2 protein-coding genes and 1 pseudogene (1 of these 3 only partly in view) are annotated in these 1,348 nt (G+C 53.6%); 1 reads left to right on the top strand and 2 read right to left on the bottom strand.

Translation table 11 applies throughout. The features are described 5' to 3' along the window. The first annotated feature begins 20 nt into the window (after positions 1 to 20). Positions 21 to 596, top strand: a complete 576-nt coding sequence (locus tag FBQ85_28590) for a hypothetical protein (GenBank protein MDL1879091.1) — start codon at positions 21 to 23, stop codon at positions 594 to 596. Here the strand turns inward: FBQ85_28590 and FBQ85_28585 are convergent. Both FBQ85_28585 and FBQ85_28580 read right to left on the bottom strand, forming a co-directional pair. Continuing rightward, positions 580 to 1,026, bottom strand: coding sequence for a response regulator (locus FBQ85_28585; protein MDL1879090.1), 447 nt, complete (start codon positions 1,024 to 1,026; stop codon positions 580 to 582). The two genes, FBQ85_28590 and FBQ85_28585, sit on opposite strands and share 17 nt — an antisense overlap. Positions 1,027 to 1,095: 69 nt before the next feature. Continuing rightward, positions 1,096 to 1,348 (bottom strand): annotated as a pseudogene (locus FBQ85_28580) (hypothetical protein) (it continues 1,244 nt past the right edge of the window).

Below are 1,348 nucleotides of genomic sequence, written 5' to 3'. Positions count from 1 at the left end.
TCATCACGCGCGAGCGTTTTTTGTATTTGTCACAATATGATTTCACCTGCGGCGAGCTGTCGGATAGCGCGCGTGTCTTCTTTCGCGTGCATGAGCGCCGGCTTTATGTCGGGATTTACTATTCGCGTGATTTGATTCGCTCGCTGGAAAAACATGATCCGCGTACCGGCCTTTCCGAACGCAACATCACAGCGTTCTGCGTGTTCGTGGAAGAGATCAATCATGCCGTGCACGGGGCGTTGAAATTTATGGAGGGGTTGCCGGATTTCGGTCAGGAAAGCTTCTTGCAGGATCTGGAACTGCAGGCCAAGATCGACACCTATCTCTTGCTCAAATACTTCCTCGCGTTTTTTAATCAAAGCAAACAGCTCGAAGCCATGGACCGGCTCTGGCTGCGCCATCATCTCTTTGAGCGGGAGGAATTGAATTATGCTTCTTCCGCGTTGGCCGGACGTTACTATCAGGCCGTCGTTTTAGGAGAGAAATACACACGCTTTTTGGATGGTTTGCCCCCCGCCGAGCGTTTGCAGGAGATACGGCGCTTCCGCCGCATGCCGTATCACGCCAAGCGAACGTACATCAATTGCCTGCCTTGACGCCGTGGCTGTCGCCGTTCGCCACGAACATCATTTTGCGCACACGCTCCTTCAACACGTCGATCAAAAAAGGCTTGGCCAGAAATTCCGTAGGTGGCAGTTGCAACGCTGCTTCGATTTTCTCGGAGTCGCGTATGCCGGTCAACAGCAACACTGGAATATGAGCAATGGTTGCGTCGGCGCGAATGGCTTTGAGGGTATCCAGGCCGTTCATCTCCGGCATCACCACATCCATTACGATCAAATCCGGCAATTCCCGGCGGATGATCTCCAGGCCTTCGCGGCCATTGCCGGCTTCGACAATCTCATAACGCTCGCGGCGCAAAGAATGCCGGATGAGGTTGCGAATCGGCGCTTCATCATCGATGGTAATAATTTTCTTCGGCGGCGTTGCCGGCAGTGTTAGGTTTGCGCTATCAGTCACGCTCAAATTCTCCTCGTCCCTGAATCATCGTGTGCCGAACACGCTTGCGGCGTGCTTCTATCCATGCCTCTCACGCTACCCCTTCTCAGGAACAACGGGCGATAAAAGCCTGACACTCGATTCGAAAATTTCCGGTGCGCGCAGCAACGCCGCTATTTTCTTTTCGGCGTCCTGCACATCTGCACAATCGTCCGGATCGATGCGGCTGATCCAATGACGATTCTGTTGCAGCCAGCGCGCGGCAATCTCAACTTGCTCAACCTCAAAACGCGCTTCTTTTTCGCTGCTGTTTGCAGCCGAATGCTTTTGCCAAAAGGCCGCCAACGTT

The sequence above is a fragment of the Cytophagia bacterium CHB2 genome, from assembly GCA_030263535.1.
Taxonomy (GTDB): domain Bacteria; phylum Zhuqueibacterota; class Zhuqueibacteria; order Zhuqueibacterales; family Zhuqueibacteraceae; genus Coneutiohabitans.
Note: the sequence above shows the minus strand (reverse complement) of the source record. Positions and strands in the feature narration are given on the sequence as shown.